Origin of the sequence: Sphingomonas faeni, from assembly GCF_040407565.1 — a bacterium.
Lineage (GTDB): Bacteria > Pseudomonadota > Alphaproteobacteria > Sphingomonadales > Sphingomonadaceae > Sphingomonas > Sphingomonas faeni_F.
Window position 1 is genome coordinate 53,178 of record NZ_JAPZPR010000007.1, and the last position, 22,465, is coordinate 75,642.

The window sequence follows — 22,465 nt, forward strand, 5'->3', positions numbered from 1 at the left end:
CCTGCGACCCTCTCCCGGTTTCAGGCGCCCTTTGTCGGGGGCGTCGTCGGCGAACACAAGCGCCATCGGGAAGGGCCTTCGCGAAAGGTCTGGAATGCCCCGTCTGTCGAACCGTCTGCTCAAATACCTGTCGATCCTGCTTTTCGCGGTTACCGCGATTTCGGCCCCGGTATCGTCATCGGCACAGGACGAACCCAAGGTCGCGACCGTCGCGGCCGGTTTGACCAAGGCTTCGGCCGAGCTCCAGTCGATCGACGACGGCACCCCCTCGGCGCGCGACGACAAGGCGCGGCAGGCGTTGCGGGACCGTGCGCAGGCGGTGCAGACGATCGCTGCCGACGCGGTTCGCACGCTGACGCCCGAGATGGCTCTGGTCCAGGCACGCGTAGCCGAGCTCGGCGCCGCCACCCCCGGCGTGGTCGAGGCCCCCGAGATTCGCCAGCAGCGCCGGCTCCTCGCGCAAAGCCAGTCGGCGATCGATTCCGCGATCAAACGCGCCAAGCTGATCGGGATCGAGGCTAAGCAACAGATCGACGATATCGGCGCGGCGGAAGCGGAGGAACTCGGCCAGCAATTGTCCGAAAACACGGGATCGCCACTGTCGCCGCTTTTGTGGGCGGCGATCGTCGATCATCTGCCGCGCGACACCGCGCGAATGATGCGGTTCGCCAATGTCGAGATCCGCCAGTTCGGTGCGCGGTTCGACATGCGCGCCGGCACCGGTCTGCTGATCGGCATCCTCACCGCGCTGGTACTGATTGTGCCGTTGCGGCGCTGGCTGCACGGCGTTGGTCGGCGCTACGCCACCAATCACGCGCCGGGTGGCCGCCTGCGTCGCTCGGCCTACGCACTCTGGCTGGTGGTGATCGGCACCGCGCTGCCGGGCCTAGCTGCCTGGGCGATCGTCGCGTCGCTACGCTGGGCCGGGCTGGTGTCGCCCGCCTGGAGCCAGTTTGGTGCGACCTTCGTCGGGATTTCGTGGTTTTGCGCGTTCGTGTCATCGCTCGGCGGTGCGCTCTTGCTGCGCGGCCAGTCGACGTGGCGCCTGCTGCCGATCGGCGACCAGGCGTCGCAGGCGTTGCGGCCGTACACCTGGATGGCCGCCGGGCTGATCTTTTTCGGCCAGGTGCTGATCGCCACCAACACGTTGATCGGCATCAGCGCACCGGCGTCAAGCGCCGCCAACGCCGTCGTTGCGCTGCTCCACATCGTCCTGCTCGGGGCGATCCTGGTGACGCTCGGCCGGTTGCGCGCCGCCGCGCTGCCCGACCCGACCAAGCCCGCGCGCAATACCTTGCTCGCGATCGTCGCCACGCTCGTCTGGCTGGTCCTGCTCGTGACGCTGATCGCCGGACTGATCGGCTATGTGAATTTCGCGCTGAAGGTCGCGACGTGGTTGCTGTGGGGCGCGATCGTCGGCGCGACCTTGTACCTGATGATGACTTTCACGGACGATGCGTGCCGGACGTTGTTGTCGAGCGGCAACCGTCTGGGCCGTTCGGCGAACAGCGGCTTCGGGGTCGACAACAAAACCGTCGACCAGATCGGCGTGCTGCTGTCGGCGGTGCTGCGGCTGCTGCTGATCCTGCTCGCGGTCGGCGCGGTGATGGCGCCGTTCGGGGCAGGGGTCGGCTCCGCATTCGAGCTGTTCGGCACTGTTGCGAACGGCGTGACGGTCGGCCAGGTCACAATTTCGCCAGGGGCGGTGTTGCGCTCGCTCGCGGTATTGTTCGTCGCGCTGGCGATCATGCGCGGGCTTCAGCATTGGCTGGTCAACAGCTATCTGCCGACCACCGCGATGGACGCCGGCGCGCAGAATTCGGTCACGATGGTCGCACGCTATGCCGGGATCATAGCCGCAGTGCTGTGGTCGCTTGGTGCGCTCGGCATCGGGATGGAAAAGCTCGCGGTAGTGCTCGGCGCGCTGTCGGTCGGAATCGGTTTCGGCCTGCAGGCGATCACGCAGAACTTCGTTTCCGGGCTGATCCTGCTCGCCGAGCGCCCGGTGAAGATCGGCGATCTCGTCCGGATCGGCAACATGGAAGGCGACGTGAAGCGGATCAACGTCCGCTCGACCGAGATCGAGGTCGCGGACCGCTCGACGCTGATCGTGCCGAATTCGGAACTGATCACCAAGACCATCCAGAACATGACGCTGGCCGCGCCGATCGGCCGTGTACAGCTGCAGTTCTCGGTTCCGCTCGAAGAGGATCTGGATGCTGTGCGGACCATGTTGTTTGCGGCATTCGCCGAAAAGCACGAGGTGCTCGATGATCCCGGATCCAAGGTGTTCATCGATTCGATCGACGCCGGCCGTGCCAAGTTCAACTGCTTCGCTTATGTCGCCAGTCCGCGCGATGCGTATCCGGTGCGCAGCGAATTACTATTCACGCTGCTCCGCCAGTTCCGCGAGGCGGGGATCGAAGTCGGCACGACCGCGACCAAGATGGAGCTGGTCGGATCGTTACCGCCGGTCGTCGGGTCCGACCCCTCGGCGCAGGATCTGGGAGATGGCGGCGATCAGAACAGAACGTAAGGCAACGACACGCTGAAGCTTGATCCCGCCGCCATCGTTCCGCGAGGACGCACGCGGACAGTCGTGACCGCTTTCGGTGCGGCGGTCGGATCATAGGTCCAGCTGGTGCCGCCGTTCGCTGAGAAATCGACGTCATCGGTGGTGCTTGCCGGTGTGGTGTAGGTTACGGCGAGCGATGAGGCGGGAGACCCTTCCGCGGTGGTTACATACGCAGTCGATGCGGTGCCATCGCCGTCGAGGGCCACCGCGCCGCGATTGGGTGTGGGCAGGATGACCTTGAGCGAGTCGGCATCGACCGCCACGATATCGGTATTGGTCAGCGTGATCGTGGTCCGCTGTTTGCTGCCGGGGATCGAGCGCGGGTTGTTGGTGGCGGACAACGGATCATACGTTGTGCGCGTGGTGATGACGACGGCAACCGGCCGCAACGTCACCACCATCGACACCGCGACGGTCGCTGTGACTGGGACCGTGCTCTGCGTGTATCCGGTACACACGACCGCGGACAGCGACCTACACAGCTTCCATTCCCAGGCAAGACTGAACGATCCCGTATAGGTTCCCGGGGTCAAGGCGGCGGCCCCCAAGGGTTTTACGTAGATCTGCACATTCCGCGTACTGTTGCCGAGCAGTCCGGCAAGGTTGATCAGGCTGCCGTTGAGATAGTGGAACTTGGTGCCCGCCGGTATCGGGGTGGCGCCGTTGGCATCGGCAGCCAGCACATAGTCGGCGGTATCAGTGCCGCCGGCGAGTTTGAGCTTGAAGTTCGTCGTACTGGTCGCGGTGACGGCGAGGGTGTTGTTGCTCAGCAGGGACAGCAGCGCATCCGCGCAGTCGAATCCGCCCGCGACTTTCGCATAGGGCGCCGCGCCTTTTTGCAACGCGGCCGACGAATAGGTCCCGAGCGCCGTGTCGGAGGTATTGCTGACGGTACAGGCCGCCCAGGCCGAGCCCGGCATCGCGAACACCAAGGCGATGATCAGCTTCGTGAATCCAGTCCGCAACGCTTCGCCCCTTTTCGTCTGTTATCGACCGGGCTAGCCCTGCAATCCTTAATGTGATTTCAAAGACCTGAAACGGGTGTTTTCGCCTTCCGAAACGAAAGGCGTTGGCCTTGCGGCGGGCGTCGAACTGTTCGAAACAGGAGCATGATGAACGTTTCCACCGTACCCTGCCGCGCATGAGTGTTCATGCAGCCCCGCTTCGACCGCATACCGTGCTGATCGCAAGCGTCGCCACGGCGGCACTAGCGGGACTGTTGTTCGGGTTCGACACCGCGGTTATCGCCGGCGTCACAGGAGCGTTGAAGGCGAAGTTCGCGCTCGGCGATGCGGGGCTCGGCTTCACCGTGTCGTCAGCGCTGTGGGGAACACTGATCGGCGCATTGTTCGTGGGCACGCTCGGCGATCAGTATGGCAGTCGGAACGTGCTGCGGATGCTCGCATTCCTGTATGTCGTGACCGCGATTGGCTGCGCGCTTGCGTGGAGTTGGTACAGCTTCATCGGCTTCCGCTTCGTCATCGGTATCGCGATCGGCGGCTCGTCGGTACTGGCGCCGGCCTATATCGCCGAACTCGCGCCGCCTGCGACGCGTGGGAGGATGGTCGGCGGGTTCCAGTTCGCGATCATCCTTGGGATCCTGCTCGCCTATGTGTCGAACGCCGTCATCGGCTCGCTTGGCCTGGGCGACAGCGAATGGCGGTGGAAGCTCGGCATCGTCGCGCTACCGTCGCTGGCGTTCTTCGCGTTGCTGTTCCGCATTCCGAACTCGCCGCGTTGGCTGCTTACCAAGGGGCGCGATGCGGAGGCGAGCGATGTGCTGGCGCTGGTCGGGATGAGCCCGGACATGGCGAGGGCGGATCTCGATGCGCCTAAGGGCGACGCCAGCCTGTCGTGGACGCGGCACCGCAAGCCGATCACGCTCGCCTTCCTGGTCGCGATGTTCAACCAGTTCAGCGGCATCAACGCGTTCCTCTATTACCTCAACGACATCTTCAAGGCATCCGGCGGCAGCCTTTCGCCCGATCTGCAGGCAGTGATGATCGGCGTCGCCAACATGGTCTTCACGCTGCTCGGGATGCTGCTGATCGACCGGATCGGTCGGCGCACCCTCTTGCTTTGGGGCTCGGCCGGTATGACCGGCGCGCTCACCGTTGGCGGTCTCGCGCTGCTCGGCGTACTGCCGCACGGGCTGCTGCTGCCGTCGCTTATAGTGTTCATCATGTTCTTCGCGCCTGGGTCGGGTGCGGTGATCTGGGTGTATATCTCCGAAGTGTTCCCGCAGAACGTCCGCGCGCGCGGATCAAGCATCGGCTCGTCGAGTCACTGGGGATGGAACGCGGTGATCGCGCAACTCTTCCCGATCGCCGCGGCGTGGTCGGCAGGGCTGCCATTCCTGTTTTTCGCCGGCATGATGGCGGTGCAGTTCGTAACGGTGTTCCTCTATTTCCCCGAGACCAAGGGCGTACCCTTGGAAGAGATGGACGCCCTAATGACGCGGTAAACGGGCGACCGGCGTGACCGATGTCGGGATGAGCGCCCGCTTGCGACGAAATCGTCGATGAACGGGCACAATCCTGCGACAATTGACGGCTAGTTCGGCCCCCTGATCGACGGTCGATCATCGGGGTGGAATGGTATGCGTACTCTAGGTTTGGTTCTGGCGATGAGCGCGCCCGCGGGGGCGATTGCGCAACAGGCGCCAGCGACGCCTGCCAGCGGGGCGGTGCCACAGACAGCCGAGCAGGACGAGGCAGCGGATGCCGAAGAGATCGTCGTCACCGGATCGCGCAAACTGCCGGGGTCGGTGGTCGGCGATATTCCGCCCGACCAGACGCTGGGCCAGGCCGAGATACGCTCCTATGGAGTCAGCTCGGTCTCGGACCTGCTCAACGAACTGAGCCCCCAGACCACCAGCGGTCGCGGCAGCGGCGGTGCGCCGGTGGTGCTGCTCAACGGCCGCCGCATCTCCAGCTTCAGCGAGATACGCGACATCCCGACCGAGGCGATCCAGCGCGTCGAGATACTGCCCGAAGAGGTCGCGCTCAAATACGGCTACCGCGCCGACCAGAAGGTCGTGAACTTCGTCCTGCGCCGCCGTTTCCGCGCGGTGACCGCGGAGGCGACCGACAAGCTTCCGACCGAGGGCGGCAGCAACACGCCGCAGGGCGAGCTCGACCTGTTGACCATCGCCCGCGACCGTCGCGTGAACCTGCACGCCGAATACACGTCCACTTCGCTGCTGACCGAAGCCGAACGCGACATCACTCCGATCGGTACCGGTGCGGTCGGCGCCAACGGCGCGGCCATCGATCCCACGCCGTTCCGCAGCCTCCAGGCCGAGAGCAGGACGTTCACCGCGAACAGCGTGTATGCGCGCAACATTTTCGGCAACATTGGCGCGACGATCAACGGGCGGCTCGAATCGACCGACAGTCGCAGCCTCAACGGGCTGCCCGTCGCCGCCTTGACGCTCGCCGACGGTACCACAGTGATCAACCGAGCGCTCGACGACGACGGCTTCCTGCCGCTGACGCAGCGCACCTCGTCGATTGCGGCGCACCTCGGCGCCACGCTCAACGGCGACATCGGCACGTGGCGCTGGAACGTCACAGGCAATTACGATCGCAGCGACACGCAGACCTTCACCGAAACGGGCGTCGATGCGACCGCGTTCAACGCGCGGCTGAGAGCCGGCGATCCGACCGCGAACCCGTTCGGGCGGCTGACCGCCGGCGATATCGGGCCTGCTCCAGGCAACCGCGCCTATGCGAGCCAGAGCACTGGTGGTGTCGATGCGGTGATCAACGGCACCGTCTTCAGCCTGCCTGCGGGCGCGGTATCGACGACGATCAAGCTGGGCGCGGAAACCGCCGATTTCGACAGTCGCTCGTTCCGCTACGACCCGCGGCAGAGCGCGCTGGTGGTAGGGCGCGGCCAGGTGTCGCGCGATACCGTCAACGGGCAGGTCAATGTCGACGTGCCGATCTCCAGCCGGTCGAAGGACGTGCTGCCGTTCCTCGGCACGCTGTCCGCGAACTTCAACCTCGCCGAGGACCATCTCTCTGATTTCGGCACGCTGACGACGCTGGGCTATGGCGCGAACTGGTCGCCGATCGACGGCGTGCGGGTGATCGCGTCGGTCACCGATACCGACGAGGCGCCGACCGCGCAGCAACTCGGCAACCCGTCGATCACCACGCCCAATGTGCGGATCTTCGATTATGTGCGCGGGACGACCGCGACGGTGACCACGATCAGTGGCGGCAATCCGGGCCTCATCGCGGACAACAACCGGGTCCGGAAGATCGGGCTGACGCTGAAGCCGTGGACCGCCAAGGACCTGTCGATCACCGCCAACTATGTCGAGAGCCGGGTCGACAACCCGATCGCGGCGTTCCCGTCGGCGACCGCGGCGATCGAAGCGGCGTTTCCTGGTCGCTTCGTCCGCGACGGCACCAACACCCTCACCCAGGTCGACCGCCGACCGATCAATTTCGCGCGCAGCGATCGCTCCGAGCTGCGCTGGGGGATCAATTTCTCGGCGCCGCTCAAGTCAAAGGTCCAGAAGGAGCTCGAAGCCTATCGGGCGGGCACCGGGCCCAATCCGTTCGAGGGGATGCAGCCGCCCGGCGGGCTCCGCCGCCGTGAGGGTGGTGGGGGCGACGGTCCGCGGGGGGCAGGCGGTGGTCCAGGCGGAGGCGGCGCGCGTGGCGGGTTCGGCGGCCGGGGCGGGCAGGCTGGCGGTCGCATCCAGTTCGCGGTCTATCACACCTGGCATTTCACCGACCGGGTGCTCGTCGCACAGGGCGGCCCGAGCCTGAACCTGCTCGACGGCGACGCGATCGGCAACAATGGCGGACAGGCGCGCCACGAACTCCAGGCGCAGGCTGGCTATACCAACAACGGCCTCGGTGCGCGCCTGTCCGCCAATTACGCAACCGGCACGCGGGTCAATGGCGGGACGCTGGCGGCGCCCGAAATCCTCAATTTCGGTGGGCTGGCGACCGCGGACGTGCGGCTGTTCGCCGATCTCGGCCAGCGGCTCGAATGGGTGAAGGCGCATCCGTGGCTGCGCGGCATGCGCGTGAGCCTGTCGGTCGACAATGTGCTCAACACCCGCCAGCGGGTGACCGACGCGACCGGTGCGACGCCGAACAACTACCAGCCGAATTACCTCGATCCGCTGGGTCGCACGGTCAGGCTAAGCATCCGCAAGCTGTTCTTTTGAGGCGAGGCCTTCTCCCGCGGGGAAAGGGAGGGTAAGGGGAGTTAGGCTCGGATCATCCGCGACAACAGCCCCTTACCCTACCGTCGCCAAGCGGCTCTTCCTTCCCTCTCCCCGCAGGGGCGCGGGAGATTAAAGCCCGATCTTCGCTGCCAGCCATCGCGCAGCGGCTTCCGGCGTCTGCTTGTCGGTATCGCGGTCGACCTGATAATTCGCGGTGCGCATCGCCTCGACCGGGATCTTCCCGACCAACGGCTTCAGCGCCGCCACGAACTTCGCATCGCCGGTCCGCTTCGGCGCGACCATGAGGATCGCGTCGTATCCGGGGATCGCGCGGCGCGGATCGCTCAGCACGGTCAGCTTGTCCGCCGCGATCCGCCCGTCCGACGAGAAGGCCGAGATCACGTCGACATTTCCGCTTTCGAGTGCACGGTACATGAACGTCGGGCTGTACGGCGTCGTCCTGGCGAACCGCAGCGGATAGGCGCGCTTCACCGCCGCCCATTCCGGCCGCTCGAGAAACTCCAGGTCGCTGCCGAGAGTCATGCTCGATGATGCCCTCGCCAGATCGTCGAGGCTGGCGATCCCCTTCGCCTTCGCCGCGTCCGACTGCATCGCGAACGCATAGGCATTCTCGAAGCCGAGCGACCCGATCAGCCCGACGCCGTGCTCGCGCTTCGCCCAGGCGCCGATCGCCGCGACCATTGGTGTGCGCTCCGGCACGTCGTGGCGCTTCATCTCGTTCGCCCAGATCGTCCCGGCATAATCGACATACACGTCGATATCGCCAGTCGAGAGCGCCCCGAACACCACCGCCGAGCCCAAGCCGTCGCGGTACTGGACGGTGTAGCCGGCGCGTTCCAGCCGATCGCCGATCAGCCGCGCGAGAATATATTGCTCCGAGAAGTTCTTCGCGCCGACCACCACCGTCCGATCGCCGCCGCCCCTCGGCCACAGCGGCGCGGTCGCCACCGCGGTTCCTGCCACCAGCACCGCGGTGCAAGCGATCCACAGCCAGCGCCGCCGCGCGCGGATGCCGTATTCGATCCCGCCGATCAGTGCGTCGACCGCCAGTGCCAGCGCCGCGGCGGACATGCAGCCGGCCAGCACCAGCGCCCAGTTCTGCGTCTGCAGGCCCGCGAAGATCATATCGCCAAGGCTTGGCTGACCGACCGTCGTCGACAACGTCGCTGCGCCGATCGTCCACACCGCCGCGGTCCGAATGCCGGCAACCAGCACCGGCGCGACCAGTGGCGCCTCGACCAGCCGAAGTTTCTGCGCAGGCGTCATGCCGACCGCATCCGCGGCCTGGATCACCGCCGGGTCGATGCCGTGCAGGCCCGCCACGGCGTTCCGGATGATCGGCAGCAGCGCATACAGTGTCAGCGCGATCAGCGAGGGTAGGAACCCAAGTGCGGGAATGCCGCCGCCGACCAGCGCGGACAGGCTGAGCAACACGGGGTAGAACAGCGCAAGCAGCGCGAGGCTCGGAATCGTCTGCACTAGGCTCGCAAACCCGAGCGAGACGCGCGCGACGGCGGCGTTGCGTGCCGACCAGATCCCCAGCGGCAGGCTGATCGCGATCCCCAGCAGCAGCGCCGACGCCGACAGGAGCACGTGCGCGGCGAGCAGCGGCGGCACGCGGTCGAGCACATCGAGAAACGCGCTCACGACACCAGCGCCTGCAGGCGTTCGGCCTGTGCGCGCGGCACCTGCACCAGTGCCTGCGCATCGTCGCCGCCTTTGCCCGCGACCAGTTCGGTTGGCGTCGCATCGGCAACGATCCGGCCCGCCTTCATCACCAGCACGCGGTCCGCCAGAAGCAGCGCCTCCGCCATGTCGTGCGTGACCAGGATCGTCGTCAGCGCGAGCCGGTCGTGCAACTCGCGGATCCGCGTGCCGAGCGCATCGCGCGTCACCGGATCTAGCGCGCCGAACGCCTCGTCGAGCAGCAGCAGTTTCGCTCCCGGCGCGAGCGCTCGCGCGATCCCGACGCGTTGTCGCTGGCCGCCCGACAACGCAGCGGGCATCCGCTCGGCGATATCGCGCGGCAGGTCGACCAGGTCGAGCAGTTCGCCGACCTTGGCCTCATCGCGTCGTCCCGCGATCCGCAATCCGATTGCGATATTCTCGCCGATCGTCATGTGCGGGAACAGCCCGATATTCTGGAAGACGTAGCCGATCCGGCGGCGCAGTCCGGGCGCTGGCTCGGCGGCGACGTCGGCACCGTCGATCGTCACGCGGCCTTCGCTGGGCTCGACCAGGCGGTTGATCGTCTTAAGCAAGGTCGACTTGCCCGACCCCGACGTCCCGACCAGCGCGACGAACGCTCCGCGCGCGATCTCAAGCGAGACGTTGTCGACCGCGATTGTCGACCCGTATCGCTTGGTGACCCGTTCGAAAGCGAGCGCTGGTGAATTGTCTGGCATCTGTGCGCAGGATGCGGGAAACATACCGGAAAATCAAATGACTAGAAACGATCAGGGGAGGCCATTTGTGAGCCAGCAGAGCATTTTCATCACCGGTGGTGGATCGGGCATCGGCCGCGCCACCGCGATACTGTTCGCACGGAAAGGCTGGCGGGTCGGGCTTGCCGACGTCAACGTCGCCGGGCTTGTCGAAACCGCTGCGCTGTTGCCCGCCGGAATGGCGACCACCTACCAGATGGACGTGCGCGACCGCGACGCGTGGGTCGCCTGCCTAGACGCGTTCGTCGCCACCACCGGCGGCCGGCTCGACGTGCTGTTCAACAATGCCGGGATCGGCTCGGGTGGCGCGCTGGCGGACACCGACTTCGCCGAGATCGACCGCGTGATCGCGATCAACCTGGTCGGCGCGCTGAATGGCGCGCGGATCGGTCATGCGTATCTCAAGCGCACGCCCGGCTCTTGCCTGCTCAACACCGCGTCCGCGTCGGCAATCTACGGTTCGTCCGGCCTCGCACCCTATTCGGCGACCAAGTTCGGCATCCGCGCGATCACCGAGGCGCTCGACGGGGAATGGGCGGCGGACGGAATCAAGGTGCGCTCGATCGTGCCGAGCTTCATCGATACGCCGCTGCTGGACTCGGCCGCAGGCGGCAGTAACCGCTCGATCCGCGACACCGTGACGAGCGCGGGAATGGAACTGACCGGTGTCGACAAGGTCGCCGATGCGGCGTGGGCTGCGGTCCATGGCGACAAGGTCCACACCTATGTGGGTAAGACCGCCCACCGCATGGCGTTCGCTGCACGGTGGATGCCGGGGAGCCTCCGCAAGCGGATGCGCGCCGATCGGCATACGGAGGGGTAGGCCTTGTTGGTTGCGCCGAGGCTGACGGTCGCCCCGTCCGTGACAGGGGGGCAGGGGAGGGGCGGTCCGTTGTCTGACGATGTCATCGCCAAGCGGCCGACCAACCCCAACCCCTCCCTTTCAGGGGGGAAGAATGGAGACGCGGCTTGGTTTAGGACCATCCCGGCGGAGACCAGGGCCCAATGGGAAAGGCCGCAGTAACTGCGTGCTGCCTTAAGTCAGCAACGTTCCCCAACTCGGCCCCGGCCTCTGCCGGGGAGGTGCGTCAGGGGCGGGCGCATCTTGGGGCGACCGACCTGACTTTAACGCTTTCCTCAAGCATCGCCGACGATCGCGTCGATCGCCTCCGCCATCTCGATGTCTCGCGGGCTGAGGCCGCCTGCGTCATGCGTCGTCAGCAGGATTTCCACCCGGTTCCAGACGTTCTTCCATTCAGGGTGATGGTTCGCACGCTCGGCGATCAGCGCGACCTGCGTCATGAACCCGAACGCCTCGACGAAATCGGCGAATACGATCGTGCGGGTGATCGCGTCGCGCGCATCGTCGTAATCCCACTCGTCCAGGCCATCGAGCGCCTCGGCTCGCTCGGTTTCGTTCAGCGCTTCGATCATCCGCATGTCCCTTGCCGCTATCCTCCGCCACCGCGTATGGCTGCGCGCATGAGCGGGCAAGCGACATTCTACGGCGAAGCACCCGATGCCGACGCGATCGAGGCGATCGGCCGCGCGACGATCGCCCGACTGCCGGTGCAGTTCGCGGAACATCTCAGCGACATCGTGTTCGCGGTTGAGGAATTCGCCGACGACCAGACGCTCGCCGAACTCGGTCTGGAGCACCCGCTCGATCTGTCCGGCCTCTACCATGGCCGGCCGCTCGGCGAGAAATCGTCGATGGACTCCGGCGCGATGCCCGACCGCATCGTCCTTTATCGTCGCGCCATCCTCGAAGAGTGGATCGAGACCGGCGTCCGCCTAGACGACCTCGTCGCGCACGTGACGATCCACGAAATCGGCCATCATTTCGGTCTCAGCGACGACGACATGCACGCCCTTGAAGAATCCGCCGGAGACGCGGCGCCGTGAGCCTTCGCTTCGAGGACGTGGCATGCATGCGCAGCGGAAGATTGCTCTTCTCGAAACTATCGTTCGATCTCGCACCCGGCGACGCTGCCATCGTCACCGGCGCCAACGGCATCGGCAAGTCGAGCCTGATCCGTCTCGCCGGCGGCCTGCTCGTACCGTTCGAGGGATCCGTGACCTGCGCCACGGACAAGGCACTGCTCACCGAAGCCAGCTCGCTCGACATCGACCGAACGCTCGCCGCCGCGCTTCGCTTCTGGGCCAGTCTCGACCGCGCGCCTGATCCCGAGGCCCGTGTTGCCCGCGCCTTGACCGCGCTCGATCTCGACGCTTTGGCCGATATCCCCGTCCGCCTCCTCTCCACCGGCCAGCGCCGCCGCGCCTCGATCGCGCGCGTTGCCTCCAGCGAAGCGCCGGTCTGGTTGCTCGACGAACCCGCCAACGGGCTGGACGCGGTGTCGGTCACGCGCTTGGCGACCCTGATCGCGCACCACCGGGCCGGCGGCGGTATCGCCCTCGTCGCCACGCACCTGCCGCTGGCAATGCTCGATGCGCAGGAGATCGCCCTGTGATCGCGATCATCCGCCGCGACCTTCGCCGCAGCGTGGCGAGCGGCGGTGCCACTTTGGTCGTCGCATTCTTCCTGCTGGTCGCCGTGCTGTTTCCGTTCGCGATCGGCCCCGACGCGGCGTTGCTCGCACGGATCGGTGGCGGGGTGATCTGGACCGCGGCGTTGCTCGCGGCGCTGCTCCCGGTCGAACGCCTGATCGGACCGGACCTGGAGACGGGGATCTTCGACCAATTCGCCGTCCGCGGACTGTCGATGACCTCGGTCGCGTTGGCCAAGACGATCGCGCACTGGCTGAGCTTCGGCCCCCCGCTGATGCTCGCCGCGGTGATCGCCGCCGGTTTGCTCAATCTGTCCGCCGAAACGCTGTTGCGGGTCGAGCTCGGCCTGTTGATCGGCACGCCAGGTCTTGCGGCGCTGGCCGTCGTCACCAGCGCGCTCGTCGCGGGCGTTCGCGGCGGCGGTGCAGTCACCGGACTGGTGATGCTCCCGCTTGCGGTGCCGCTACTGATCTTCGGAGCGGGCGCGCTCGATGTGGCAAGCGGCGCCGGTGCGTTGAAACTGCTCGCATCGGTCAGCCTGGTGCTGGTCGCAGGCGCCCCGTTTATTGCCGCCGCAGCGATTCGCGCAAGCTTCGACTGACACGACGACGAACATAATCCCCGCGAAGACGAAAGCCCTGACCGGGCTGCCGTCTTCGCGCGAGAATAAGGATCATCCGCTACACATCGGTCCGATCGTTACGATCGGCCCATGCCCGCTTGCCTCAGTTGAGCGTCGTCATATCCACGGGCTTGCCCTTGCTGGTCGGGTTCGACGCATTTGCCTTGGGCGCCTTTTCGGCCTTGGGCTTGCGGACTTCCTTGTTCGTCTTTTTCTGGCTCTTGGCCATGTCGTCACCTCGCGAGGCGGGAAGCCTCGGGAGCTTGATATACCGTTGTTGGCGCGTACGCCCGTCTTATCGCAGCAAGCGTATCGTCGCCTGGTCCGCAACCCCGTCGAAGAACCGATCAAGTGCCGCGTTGAACGGCGTCGGGTCATCCGCCACCGCGGCGAACAGCGTCATCGACGATCGCAGTTTCACCGCATCGATGCCGCCCATGATGACGTCGGCCGGACCTTGCGCGGCGATGATTGCGTTCGTCGCTTCGATCAGCCGCGGCCCGAGCACCGGATGCGCGAGATAGGCCTGTACCTCGTCCGTGTCGCGGATCGCATAGGTCCGTGCCATCTCGCTGTGACCGAGACCGGCGATCTGCGGAAACACGAACCACATCCAGTGGCTGCGTTTCGAACCGGCGCGCAGTTCGGCGAGCGCCTGTGGATATACGCCGGCCTGCGCAACGACGAAGCGGTCGAGATCATGCATCATCGTCACCAGATGGTCGCGGCCTGCCGGGCTCGCAACCGCGCTACGCGCAACCGGGGCGGGGGGCGGTGCGTTGCACCCGTAACGACCGAGGAGACTGGACGATGAAGACGATGATCGCGGTCGCGCTGCTGGCGACATCGCTGAGTCTGGGAGCGTGCAGCCGCAACGACGATCCGACCAACACTGCGTCGCCGGACGGCTTCAAGCCGCCCGAGACGCGCGCGCCGACCCCGATACCGGGGCAGGCCCAGACCACGCCGATCACCGCCTATGTCGGCAAATATCCGCATGATGCGTTGGCGGGCGTGGACTTCTACGACCGCACCGACGTCGCCACCGGCTTGGTGAACGCCGTCGGCGATGCCAAGTTGCGCGAGACGATCCGCGGACGGTCTGGACCGGAAACACCGATCTTCAGGCTTGGGGAACGGGTCGTCGCCTGGGGCTGCGAGGAGCATAACTGCGGCGATCACAACTGGGCTGTGCTTGTCGATCCCAAGCGTGGCAAGACCCAGGTCTGCTACCATGACGCAGCCAAGATGGGTCCGCAGAGCGACTGGTATGATGGCGCGGCTCCTGCGCGTCGTGCCGAAACCTGCCCGTCGGAAGGATAAGTCATGCTCGAACATATTCCCGCTTGGCTCGGCCAAGCGATGAGCGGCCTGCGCGCTGGGATGGACAAGCTTGCGATCGTCCAGTTGGGCGAAAACTTCGAGACGTTGACCCTGACCAGTCCAGCGTTCGCGCACGAAGCACGCATGCCGCCGCGCTTCACTGCGGACGGGGAGGGCGTGTCGCCACCGCTCGTTTGGAGCGAACCGCCGGCAGGGACTGAGCGCATGGTACTGATCGTCGAGGATGCCGATGCTCCGGCGCCGCAACCCTTGGTCCACGCGATCATTTGGGGACTCGAAGCAGATGCGGGGCAGCTAGCCGAAGGCGCGATCGCTGCGGACGGTGGGGGCGACGCGAAAGGTCGCGATGTCGGTCGCAATTCCTATCTGCGCGAAGGCTGGCTGCCGCCCGATCCGCCCAGCGGACACGGCGAGCATCGCTATGCGTTCCAGGTCTTCGCGATCGGCGCGGGGGCAGGGGATGTCGGCGCGACGCCCGGCCGCTCGGCGGTGATCGAGGCCATCACCGGGCATGTGCTGGCAGCGGGGCTGTTGATCGGGACCTATTCTCGCGAAGAAAAGGCCCCCGTAGGGCCGGCGGGACTGGCTTCGCCCGCCTGACCGTGAAGCTCGGCAGGCGCCTCGTCGTTCAGGCGAGTGCGCCGCCGGTCTGTGTTGCGATCAGCAGGATCGTGGTGGAAAAGGCAATGAGGCCGATAAGGATGCTGCGGTTCATGATGATGGGTGTCTTGCTCAGGCGATGGGGATGATCGGGACGGCGGTGCCGACTGCGATGGCTGCGAAGAACAGTGCTCCGACGAGCGAGAAGGCAATGCGCTGGGCGGTTTCGAAACGGATCGACATGGGATAGTCCTTCGATGGTCGGGCGCCGGACCATCCGGCTGCCGATATCGAATGAATTGCATGGCGCGTGCCAGTTTCGTACATTGTTGAAAACGCTGGCTAATCTTGATCCCGGGCGATGGAGTTGGGAAAACTCACCATGGCGCGGTCGCAAATTACGCCAATTGCCGGGATCAGCCCGTACAAACCCGATCGCGGCCATTCGACTTGGCGGTATAGAGCAGACGATCGGCACGTTGGAATGCAGTGTCGACCGTTTCGTCTGCATGCACGGCAGTGACGCCGGCCGACACGGTGATGACGCCAAGCGCGGTGTCGGTCTCGCGATTGCGAAAGCGCTTGGCAGCAACGGTCGCGCGAGCCGAGTCGAGCACCGCCGCGGCGTCGACCAGGTCGACGCCGCGTAGCAGCATCGCGAACTCCTCGCCGCCGTGTCGCACGACGAGGTGCGGCGCACAGGCATCGGCCATCGCCTGGCCGATCGCGACGAGCACGCGATCGCCGACCGCGTGGCCATGCACATCGTTGACGCGCTTGAACCGGTCGACGTCGCACAACGCAATGCAATAGGGTCCGGCATCCTGATCGCGCGCCGCGAAAGCCTCCTCGAACGCGCGTCGATTGGGCAGGCCGGTCAATACGTCGCGCCGTGCCGTGTCACGCGCCTCGGCCAATTTCGACCGCAGCAAATCCGTTTCCGCCGTTGCCGCCGCCAAGCGGACTTCGCTGTCATGGATGCGCTGGATCATCGCGCTCGTGATCTCGGCAACGCCGTCGATTTCGGCCAATTGGGTGATCGCTGCCGCGCTGTCGGCCAGGTCGCGCCCGAAACCGTACGTCTCTTCGCGTATCGTTCGGACGATCTGCGCGAAGCCGTCGACCTGCTGTTGCGTCTCGATCACCAACGCTACGGCGGTGTCCGGCAACGTATCCGCCCCGGCCCGCTTCTTATCGCCCGCGCGATGTGGCAGTGCGAGTGGAGGGCCATCTACGACCGTTCCGCCAAGTTGCTCGATATCCGACCGGGTCATCCGGACGCCGTTGCTCGTTATCCGTTCGACAGCCTCTGCGAGGACACCGTTGGGGGTCGATAGCACGGCGAACGCGAACGCGTAATGAGCGGGGTCCGGACTGAGCTTCTGCTCGTGCAGGAACAGTCCAATTTGCTCGAAAAGCGCGCCGTTCGGTTCCGCGTTCGACAACGAGCCTGCTATTTTAACACCGCGCATCTCATCCCCCGCGTCCTCGCCGAAGCGATAGACCCGAAAGCGTTAGCATAAGGTCACCGGACCGGCAGGTATTTGCCGGTCCGGTTTCGATCGATTACTTACCCGTCAGCTTCTGGACCGCAGCAAGCGTCGTCGAAACATGCGCCTCCGGGTTCATCTCGTCATGCACGAACGCGATGCGGCCGTTCTTGGCGATGACGTAGCTGGTGCGCTTGGTGATATCGCGCCCCGCCATCTGCTTGCCGAGCGCGACGTCGTAGCCCTTGACGACATTAGGTCCGGCGCTGGCGACCGCGAACTTGCCCGCGCACTTCTCGGCGGAGAACTTGCTGAGCGTCTCGACATTGTCGGCCGACATGCCGATCACGGTCGCGCCCGCCTTGGTGAACGCCGGGATTGCTTCCGCAAACGCATGCGCCTCGGCATTGCAGCCGCCGGTGTAGGCCGCCGGGAAGAAGTAGAGCACGACCGGGCCTTTCTTGAGCTGCTCGGCGAGGTGGACGGTGAACACCTTGCCGGCGATGGCCCCTCGCGTCGTAAAGTCGGGCGCCTTCGCACCGGGCGCGAGCGCCGCAAAGGCCGGCGTGGCGGCGAGCAGGGCAGCGGCGGCAAAAGTCGAGACGAGGCGCATGGATGATACTCCGGTTGGATTGCAATGACCTACGCTGGCACGAACGATCCGTCCATTGCCCGTGACGCTCGCGCTCGATAGGCTGGAAATATGCCAGTAACCCAAGCCGATATCGATCTCGCGCACCGCCTCGCGGATGCCGCAAGCCACGTCATCCGACCGTATTTTCGCCACGAGCACGGCGTCGAGATCAAGGACGACCAATCTCCCGTCACCCGCGCCGACCGCGAGGCCGAATCGGCGATGCGCCGGCTGCTCGACGCCGAGCGCTCGGGCGACGGCATCGTCGGCGAGGAGTTTGGCGAGAAGGCGGGCGTCACCAACCGCAAATGGGTGCTCGATCCGATCGACGGCACGCGCAGCTTCACGGTGGGACGCGCGATCTTCGGCACGTTGATCGCGCTGGTCGAGGATGGCTGGCCGGTGCTCGGGATCATCGACCAGCCGATCCAGCGCGAGCGCTGGGTCGGTGTAGCGGGGCGTCCGACCACTTTGAACGGCGTTCCCGTTCGCACGCGTACCTGCCGCGAACTCGCCGGATCAACGATCGCCACCACCAGCCCGCACCTCTTCGACGACGTCGATGTGCCGCACTATTTGGCTCTCGTTGCGGCGATCTCGGGCGGCAACCCGCGGCAAGGTCCCGTATATGGCGGCGACTGCTATAACTACGGATTGCTCGCGAGCGGCCATCTCGACGTGGTCTGCGAGTCAGGCCTGAAGCTTTACGACTTTGCGGCTTTGGTGCCGGTAGTCGAAGGCGCGGGCGGCCGGATGTGCGACTGGAACGGCGACCCGCTGACCGCGGACAGCGAGGGCCATGTGCTCGCGATCGGCGACCCCGCGCGCATGGACGACGTGCTCGAGGCGATGCACCGGTTGCAGGATGACGGGCACGATCACGACGGTCACGACGATCACGGCGGTCACACCCACGGGTAAAATTTCCCCTCCCGCCTGCGGGAGGGGCTAGGGGAGGGCACGACGTACGTACTGGCGTCCGGTACGCGATCATTTCTCCCCAAACCCGTAAGCGGGAGGGGGCACAAAAGCTGTATCGCAAACCGCAAAGCCCCACATCACTACCCCCATCCGTCATCCCGGCGGACGCCGGGATCCGCGGACGCGGAGCGCTAGCCGTCAGAGGGGACCCAACCATGGGCCCCGGCGTCCGCCGGGGTGACGGGTTTGGTGTGGTAAGGAGTAAATGCTTAGCGACGGCAGCGTCGTGGCCAAGCCGCGATGCAAATCGAACGCCGCGATCCAGTCCTAACAGTGCATGTACTTCGCACCGACTTGCGACAACCGGCCACGGGCAACAACCAACCCGCACGTCCACCATCAAGTCTCGCTCACACCCGATCCTTCATCCCGGCGGACGCCGGGACCTATGGACGCAGAACGCTAGCCATATACGCGCCCAACCATTCGCAACGGTAACCGGTTGACGCCAGGATGAGCGAACTAGGGAGGCGACCGTACAGTTCGCCTCATTCTCTCAGAAGATCCCTAGAAACTTCTTCTTCTGTCCCTTCTTCTCCGCAGCATTCGTCTTCCCGTCCTCGGCCTTGGCGGTCGTCCCATGCCCCACGTCGTCCCGCGGCTGGCCCTTGGTGGTCCGTTGCGCCGCCGCCGTAGCCCCGGAGAGCACCGGCCCGCACGCGGTAGACTTCGCATCGCCGACATCGACGAACGCGAGAATTCCCGCGACCGGCGTCGCCACCAACGCCAGCCCGAGTCCGCTACCGACCCGCGCGAGCAGATCCTTCGAGATCACGTTCAGCTTAGGCGCCGCGAACATCCCGCCGACCCCGACCGGCGATTGCCCTGCGAACAGGCTGAACTTCTTCGAATCGGCGCGGAAGGCCAAGTCGAGCGCTTCATTGCGGAAGCTGAACCCGCCGCGGCCGACGATAACGTTCTTGCGCGTGTCGATCAGGATCGGGTCCGCCGCCGCGACGCCGCCGCGCACGGTGAAGCCGATGAGCCCGCAATTCATCTGCACCGGCTCGTCCAGCTTCCCCTGGAACATCCGCTGCGCGAACGTGCCGATATCGAGTTCGGCGAGCTGCACGTTGCGGACCGACAGTGCGCCCGACGGCAGCACGAACGCGATCCGCCCGCGCGAGGAGGCGAGCGAGTCGTGGATCGAGTCGCCTCGGCCATCAAGCTTGATGCGACCCTTGACGGTTCCAGTCGTTCCAGCCTCGGTCAGCCCATAGCCCTTGAGAAGCCGCCCCAGCGGCGTCGGCGCGAGGCGGATGTCGTACGAGACCGCGCTCGGCCGTGCGCGCGTATCGAAGATCACGTCCGAAGCCACGTTGCCGCGCGCCATCGAGAAGGTCAGCGGCGACAGCGCGAGCCGCCCGCGTTCCAGGTCGAGTGTCAGGTCGACGTTGGAGATCGGCAGGTTGCGCGACTTCACCACGCCGATCGTCCATTTGAGGTCGGCATCGAAGATCTGCATCGTCGCGACCGGCAGGTTTCCGTCCGGCAACAGGCGTTGCGGTGCTGCGCCCGTCGCGGCGGCCGCCGCTACCGCACCCTTCGACTCGACGATGTCGGGATTGAAGCCGATGAACGGGGCAGCATCGATGATGTCCAGACTCTTGGTCGTGAGCACCGAATCGAGATGGATGCGCGCGCCGTTGACGATCGTTAGTTTCCCCGCGAGATCGGTCCGGCCCGCAAAGCCGCGCAGGTGCGTGAAGGCGTATTCGTCGCCCTGCTTGATGAGCTGCGCACGCAGTTTGTAGGTCCGCGTGTTCGGGATCGCGACGTCGATCACGCCCAGCAGCGTCGACAGATTGGCGCCGCGAGCAGTAACCGCGAGCGGCACGTTCTCGACATCGGCGATGCTCGGCAGTGTCCCTGCGACGTCGATGACGTTCCCCGCCGCCCGCGCCCGCGCGACCAGCTTGTTCTGCCCGCGATTGGCGGTCGCATCCGGTGACAGCAACTGCGCGGTCACGGTGAACGGCGTCTCGCGCAACCGCCCCTTGCCGGTCAGCCCCACCGCGCGGCCGATCGTCGCGTCGACCGAGCGGATGTCGGCGACCTTGAGGTCCGCCAGCACGCGCATCCGCGGATCGAGATAGCGCACCGTCGTACCTGTCACCGTCGCCACGTCGATCCGCGGGAACTCGAGCGGCTTGCCACCCTTCTTGTTCGAGAACGTCCAGGTGTTGGCCGAGTGCGCCGCGTTCCACTCGAGATCGACCGCGCCGTTGACGAGATCGAGCCAGTAAAGCCGCCGCTTGCCGAAGATCAGCGACAGCGGCGCGATCCGCGTGTCGAGCTTGTCCGCTTGGAACAGGTTCGGCTTGCTCGCCCAATCGGGGTTCGAGAGCGTGAAGTTTTCCGCGTACAGCTTGATGCGGAACGGCGCGAAATAGAGCTGGAAATCGCCGCGCACGGTCAGCGTCCGGTGCGTGAGCGACCCGACGACGCGCTCGAACGGATGCTTCAGGAAGCGCCCCTTGGTGATATACAGCACCAGCCAGATAGCGACGATGACCGCGACGATCCCGAGCAGGATGTTGCGCAGTATCCGCCGCTTGCGACGTTTTTGCGCCTCGACCGGCGCAGGGGCCGGGGGAGGGGTCTCGATCGGCTGCGTCGGGCTGTCGTCCATGCTTGGCCTATCGCACGACAGCCGCGTCAGTTCCACAGCGGTTGATATGCCGCATTAATGCGTCTATGCGGCCCGCTTCCTCGAAGGGAACGCGTTCGACGAATCGCCCGGCCAGTGTGGGCTGCCGCGGCGATTTCAGCGTCCTCCTTCGTAACCGAAAGGATAAAAATGCCCAAGCTGAAGACCAAGAGCGGCGTCAAGAAACGCTTCAAGCTCACCGCCACCGGCCTGCTCAAGCACGGCGTCGCCGGCAAGCGTCACCGTCTGGCGCATCACAACGGCAAGTACATCCGTCAGAACCGCGGCACCAAGCTGCTGTCGAAGGCCGATACCGCAGCAGTGAAGGCCTGGGCGCCTTACGGCCTGCGTTGAGCTGAGAAGGAATTAGACAATGGCACGCGTAAAACGGGGTGTTACCACCCGCGCCAAGCACAAGCGTATTTTGGTTCAGGCGAAGGGCTATTATGGCCGTCGCAAGAACACCATCCGCATCGCCCGTCAGGCCGTCGAGAAGGCCGGACAGTACGCTTACCGCGACCGCAAGGTTAAGAAGCGCACGTTCCGTGGCCTGTGGATCCAGCGCATCAACGCCGGCGTCCGCGCTGAGGGTTTGACGTATTCGCAGTTCATGCACGGCGTAAAGCTTGCGGGGATTCAGCTCGACCGGAAGGTTTTGGCCGACATCGCCATGCACGAGGGCGCTGCGTTCAGCGCGATCGTCGCCCAGGTGAAGGCGGCTTTGCCACAGGCCGCGTAATTTCGCGGTTGAGGTGAGTTTCGGGAGGGCGTCGGTGGGAGACCACCGGCGCCCTCTTTGCGTTTTGGGCGGAGTGAACACTCGATCGCTAAAAGCCTCACAAGCGTTAGAAGCTTATCGAACTACCTAAGTCCCCCCAACCTCCGTAGTCCCCAACCCCCTATCCGTCATCCCGGCGAACGCCGGGACCCATGGTTACGGCGGACCCGGCGATAACGTGCTACTATCACCCGGCCCGCGACCGTGGGTCCCGGCGTCCGCCGGGATGACGGGAGTGTTGATGATGGATCAAAAAGATCCGGCACGCGGGCAAAAGGGGAGCACGAAATGCGCGAAACCTTCCAGCCGTGCGTCTACATCTTCCACTCCCGCCGCCACGGCACGCTCTACATCGGCGTCACCTCGAACTTGCTCGCAAGGCTGGTTCAGCACCGAGAGGGGTTGATCCCCGGCTTCACTCGCCGGTACGGCATCAAGCGTCTCGCCTGTTACGAGATGTTCGACACGATGGAGGCCGCGATCGTTCGCGAGAAGCGGCTGAAGGACTGGCGAAGGGCGTGGAAGATCGACCTGATCGAAGCGCGCAACGAAAATTGGGACGATCTGGGTATCGGCCTCGGGCTGCCCCGCCTAAGCGAACCCGCCCTGGGAGTATGACGTGAC

Annotated in this window: 22 protein-coding genes; 13 read left to right on the forward strand and 9 right to left on the reverse strand. The window is 65.5% G+C overall.

Annotated elements, in window-relative coordinates; translation table 11 throughout:
- Positions 1-94 precede the first annotated feature (94 nt).
- A complete protein-coding gene (locus O6Y00_RS15080; protein ID WP_353443398.1) occupies positions 95-2,536 on the forward strand; it encodes a DUF3772 domain-containing protein in 2,442 nt (813 codons plus the stop codon).
- Here O6Y00_RS15080 and O6Y00_RS15085 read toward each other — a convergent pair.
- Positions 2,521-3,540 (reverse strand): protein CsuE, encoded by a 1,020-nt coding sequence (locus O6Y00_RS15085; RefSeq protein WP_353443399.1) that lies wholly within the window; start codon positions 3,538-3,540, stop codon positions 2,521-2,523. The genes O6Y00_RS15080 and O6Y00_RS15085 overlap by 16 nt on opposite strands.
- A 212-nt stretch (positions 3,541-3,752) precedes the next feature.
- Here O6Y00_RS15085 and O6Y00_RS15090 point away from each other — a divergent pair, with 212 nt between their 5' ends.
- Both O6Y00_RS15090 and O6Y00_RS15095 read left to right on the forward strand, forming a co-directional pair.
- Positions 3,753-5,039 carry a sugar porter family MFS transporter gene (locus O6Y00_RS15090; RefSeq protein ID WP_353443401.1) on the forward strand — a complete coding sequence of 429 codons (1,287 nt, stop codon included), beginning with the start codon at positions 3,753-3,755 and terminating at the stop codon, positions 5,037-5,039.
- Between the two features lie 162 nt (positions 5,040-5,201).
- Positions 5,202-7,766: a TonB-dependent receptor gene (locus O6Y00_RS15095; protein ID WP_353443402.1), complete on the forward strand. Its 2,565-nt coding sequence runs from the start codon at positions 5,202-5,204 to the stop codon at positions 7,764-7,766.
- A gap of 129 nt (positions 7,767-7,895) precedes the next feature.
- Here O6Y00_RS15095 and O6Y00_RS15100 read toward each other — a convergent pair whose 3' ends face one another.
- Both O6Y00_RS15100 and O6Y00_RS15105 read right to left on the reverse strand, forming a co-directional pair.
- Positions 7,896-9,434 (reverse strand): ABC transporter permease/substrate-binding protein, encoded by a 1,539-nt coding sequence (locus O6Y00_RS15100; protein WP_353443404.1) that lies wholly within the window; start codon positions 9,432-9,434, stop codon positions 7,896-7,898.
- Positions 9,431-10,192, reverse strand: coding sequence for an ABC transporter ATP-binding protein (locus O6Y00_RS15105; RefSeq protein WP_353443405.1), 762 nt, complete (start codon positions 10,190-10,192; stop codon positions 9,431-9,433). Before O6Y00_RS15105 ends, O6Y00_RS15100 begins: the two co-directional genes overlap by 4 nt.
- 67 nt (positions 10,193-10,259) lie before the next feature.
- On the opposite strand from O6Y00_RS15105, the gene O6Y00_RS15110 reads away from it, so the two are divergent.
- Positions 10,260-11,054 (forward strand): SDR family oxidoreductase, encoded by a 795-nt coding sequence (locus tag O6Y00_RS15110; protein WP_353443406.1) that lies wholly within the window; start codon positions 10,260-10,262, stop codon positions 11,052-11,054.
- A 314-nt stretch (positions 11,055-11,368) separates the two neighbouring features.
- On the opposite strand, the gene O6Y00_RS15115 is transcribed toward O6Y00_RS15110, so the two are convergent.
- Entirely contained in the window at positions 11,369-11,665 is a 297-nt protein-coding gene (locus tag O6Y00_RS15115) for a 4a-hydroxytetrahydrobiopterin dehydratase (RefSeq protein WP_056019031.1), read from the reverse strand.
- Between the two features lie 48 nt (positions 11,666-11,713).
- Here O6Y00_RS15115 and O6Y00_RS15120 point away from each other — a divergent pair, with 48 nt between their 5' ends.
- From O6Y00_RS15120 to O6Y00_RS15130, 3 genes are read left to right on the forward strand one after another with little or no spacing between them, the layout of a single operon-like run.
- Positions 11,714-12,136, forward strand: coding sequence for a metallopeptidase family protein (locus O6Y00_RS15120; protein WP_435368637.1), 423 nt, complete (start codon positions 11,714-11,716; stop codon positions 12,134-12,136).
- A gap of 26 nt (positions 12,137-12,162) precedes the next feature.
- Positions 12,163-12,705: a heme ABC exporter ATP-binding protein CcmA gene (ccmA, locus tag O6Y00_RS15125; RefSeq protein WP_353443658.1), complete on the forward strand. Its 543-nt coding sequence runs from the start codon at positions 12,163-12,165 to the stop codon at positions 12,703-12,705.
- The gene (locus tag O6Y00_RS15130; RefSeq protein WP_353443410.1) at positions 12,702-13,343 is read left to right on the forward strand and encodes a heme exporter protein CcmB; all 642 of its coding nucleotides are present in this window, start codon (positions 12,702-12,704) and stop codon (positions 13,341-13,343) included. Before ccmA ends, O6Y00_RS15130 begins: the two co-directional genes overlap by 4 nt.
- 124 nt (positions 13,344-13,467) lie before the next feature.
- On the opposite strand, the gene O6Y00_RS15135 is transcribed toward O6Y00_RS15130, so the two are convergent.
- Both O6Y00_RS15135 and O6Y00_RS15140 read right to left on the reverse strand, forming a co-directional pair.
- Positions 13,468-13,593, reverse strand: coding sequence for a hypothetical protein (locus tag O6Y00_RS15135; protein ID WP_353443412.1), 126 nt, complete (start codon positions 13,591-13,593; stop codon positions 13,468-13,470).
- 66 nt (positions 13,594-13,659) lie between these two features.
- Positions 13,660-14,073, reverse strand: a complete 414-nt coding sequence (locus O6Y00_RS15140) for a DUF1810 domain-containing protein (protein WP_353443413.1) — start codon at positions 14,071-14,073, stop codon at positions 13,660-13,662.
- A gap of 101 nt (positions 14,074-14,174) precedes the next feature.
- Between O6Y00_RS15140 and O6Y00_RS15145 the strand changes: the two genes are divergently transcribed.
- Both O6Y00_RS15145 and O6Y00_RS15150 read left to right on the forward strand, forming a co-directional pair.
- Positions 14,175-14,687, forward strand: a complete 513-nt coding sequence (locus tag O6Y00_RS15145; RefSeq protein ID WP_353443415.1) for a hypothetical protein — start codon at positions 14,175-14,177, stop codon at positions 14,685-14,687.
- A 3-nt stretch (positions 14,688-14,690) separates the two neighbouring features.
- Positions 14,691-15,308, forward strand: a complete 618-nt coding sequence (locus O6Y00_RS15150; protein WP_353443416.1) for a YbhB/YbcL family Raf kinase inhibitor-like protein — start codon at positions 14,691-14,693, stop codon at positions 15,306-15,308.
- 416 nt (positions 15,309-15,724) lie between these two features.
- Here the strand turns inward: O6Y00_RS15150 and O6Y00_RS15155 are convergent, their stop codons facing one another.
- Together O6Y00_RS15155 and O6Y00_RS15160 are read right to left on the reverse strand one after the other, a co-directional pair.
- Positions 15,725-16,753: a GGDEF domain-containing protein gene (locus tag O6Y00_RS15155; protein ID WP_353443418.1), complete on the reverse strand. Its 1,029-nt coding sequence runs from the start codon at positions 16,751-16,753 to the stop codon at positions 15,725-15,727.
- A gap of 121 nt (positions 16,754-16,874) precedes the next feature.
- Positions 16,875-17,411 carry a peroxiredoxin gene (locus tag O6Y00_RS15160; RefSeq protein WP_353443419.1) on the reverse strand — a complete coding sequence of 179 codons (537 nt, stop codon included), beginning with the start codon at positions 17,409-17,411 and terminating at the stop codon, positions 16,875-16,877.
- Between the two features lie 90 nt (positions 17,412-17,501).
- Between O6Y00_RS15160 and O6Y00_RS15165 the strand changes: the two genes are divergently transcribed.
- Positions 17,502-18,353 carry an inositol monophosphatase family protein gene (locus tag O6Y00_RS15165; RefSeq protein ID WP_353443420.1) on the forward strand — a complete coding sequence of 284 codons (852 nt, stop codon included), beginning with the start codon at positions 17,502-17,504 and terminating at the stop codon, positions 18,351-18,353.
- 556 nt (positions 18,354-18,909) lie between these two features.
- On the opposite strand, the gene O6Y00_RS15170 is transcribed toward O6Y00_RS15165, so the two are convergent.
- A complete protein-coding gene (locus O6Y00_RS15170; protein ID WP_353443422.1) occupies positions 18,910-21,045 on the reverse strand; it encodes an AsmA family protein in 2,136 nt (711 codons plus the stop codon).
- Between the two features lie 168 nt (positions 21,046-21,213).
- Here O6Y00_RS15170 and rpmI point away from each other — a divergent pair, with 168 nt between their 5' ends.
- From rpmI to O6Y00_RS15185, 3 genes are all read left to right on the forward strand, one after another.
- Positions 21,214-21,417: a 50S ribosomal protein L35 gene (rpmI, locus tag O6Y00_RS15175; RefSeq protein ID WP_031395289.1), complete on the forward strand. Its 204-nt coding sequence runs from the start codon at positions 21,214-21,216 to the stop codon at positions 21,415-21,417.
- A 19-nt stretch (positions 21,418-21,436) separates the two neighbouring features.
- Positions 21,437-21,802: a 50S ribosomal protein L20 gene (rplT, locus tag O6Y00_RS15180; RefSeq protein ID WP_307087254.1), complete on the forward strand. Its 366-nt coding sequence runs from the start codon at positions 21,437-21,439 to the stop codon at positions 21,800-21,802.
- Positions 21,803-22,129: 327 nt separating this feature from the next.
- Complete coding sequence (locus O6Y00_RS15185) at positions 22,130-22,459, forward strand: GIY-YIG nuclease family protein (protein WP_353443424.1); 330 nt, start codon at positions 22,130-22,132, stop codon at positions 22,457-22,459.
- The last annotated feature ends 6 nt before the right edge of the window (positions 22,460-22,465 follow it).

Coding starts and splice junctions, on each gene's coding strand:
- O6Y00_RS15160 (WP_353443419.1), bottom strand. CDS start 17,411: ATGCGCCTCGTCTCGACTTTTGCCGCCGCTGCCCTGCTCGCCGCCACG.
- rpmI (WP_031395289.1), top strand. CDS start 21,214: ATGCCCAAGCTGAAGACCAAGAGCGGCGTCAAGAAACGCTTCAAGCTC.
- O6Y00_RS15145 (WP_353443415.1), top strand. CDS start 14,175: ATGAAGACGATGATCGCGGTCGCGCTGCTGGCGACATCGCTGAGTCTG.
- O6Y00_RS15185 (WP_353443424.1), top strand. CDS start 22,130: ATGCGCGAAACCTTCCAGCCGTGCGTCTACATCTTCCACTCCCGCCGC.
- O6Y00_RS15170 (WP_353443422.1), bottom strand. CDS start 21,045: ATGGACGACAGCCCGACGCAGCCGATCGAGACCCCTCCCCCGGCCCCT.
- O6Y00_RS15115 (WP_056019031.1), bottom strand. CDS start 11,665: ATGATCGAAGCGCTGAACGAAACCGAGCGAGCCGAGGCGCTCGATGGC.
- O6Y00_RS15105 (WP_353443405.1), bottom strand. CDS start 10,192: ATGCCAGACAATTCACCAGCGCTCGCTTTCGAACGGGTCACCAAGCGA.
- ccmA (WP_353443658.1), top strand. CDS start 12,163: ATGCGCAGCGGAAGATTGCTCTTCTCGAAACTATCGTTCGATCTCGCA.
- O6Y00_RS15150 (WP_353443416.1), top strand. CDS start 14,691: ATGCTCGAACATATTCCCGCTTGGCTCGGCCAAGCGATGAGCGGCCTG.
- O6Y00_RS15120 (WP_435368637.1), top strand. CDS start 11,714: ATGAGCGGGCAAGCGACATTCTACGGCGAAGCACCCGATGCCGACGCG.
- O6Y00_RS15165 (WP_353443420.1), top strand. CDS start 17,502: ATGCCAGTAACCCAAGCCGATATCGATCTCGCGCACCGCCTCGCGGAT.
- O6Y00_RS15080 (WP_353443398.1), top strand. CDS start 95: ATGCCCCGTCTGTCGAACCGTCTGCTCAAATACCTGTCGATCCTGCTT.
- O6Y00_RS15140 (WP_353443413.1), bottom strand. CDS start 14,073: ATGATGCATGATCTCGACCGCTTCGTCGTTGCGCAGGCCGGCGTATAT.
- O6Y00_RS15095 (WP_353443402.1), top strand. CDS start 5,202: ATGAGCGCGCCCGCGGGGGCGATTGCGCAACAGGCGCCAGCGACGCCT.
- rplT (WP_307087254.1), top strand. CDS start 21,437: ATGGCACGCGTAAAACGGGGTGTTACCACCCGCGCCAAGCACAAGCGT.
- O6Y00_RS15135 (WP_353443412.1), bottom strand. CDS start 13,593: ATGGCCAAGAGCCAGAAAAAGACGAACAAGGAAGTCCGCAAGCCCAAG.